This is a genomic window from Pseudoalteromonas sp. S2755 (assembly GCF_005886535.1).
In the GTDB taxonomy this organism is placed as follows: Bacteria; Pseudomonadota; Gammaproteobacteria; order Enterobacterales; family Alteromonadaceae; genus Pseudoalteromonas.
Genome location: NZ_PNDS01000018.1, coordinates 1 through 267 on the forward strand (window position 1 = coordinate 1; position 267 = coordinate 267).

Annotated in this window: 1 tRNA gene; it reads left to right on the forward strand. The window is 45.3% G+C overall.

Annotated features, from left to right (window positions below):
- The first annotated feature begins 50 nt into the window (after window positions 1-50).
- A tRNA-Ile gene (locus CWC03_RS03805) sits at window positions 51-127 on the forward strand.
- Window positions 128-267 lie beyond the last annotated feature (140 nt).

The window sequence follows — 267 nt, forward strand, 5'->3', positions numbered from 1 at the left end:
TGTCCACACAGATGATTGTTGATTAGAATTAGAGAACACAAACATTGTTTGGGTCTGTAGCTCAGCTGGTTAGAGCGCACGCCTGATAAGCGTGAGGTCGGTAGTTCAAGTCTACTCAGACCCACCACCTCTTGCCGATGCTGCGTTATTAAGCTCGTCGTTTAGGAAAGACTAAACGTCCTCACTTAATGCCTTGCCTCAATAAGAAGTTTGGTAAAGCAAACAATGTTATCCTAGTAATGTGGGGCTATAGCTCAGCTGGGAGAG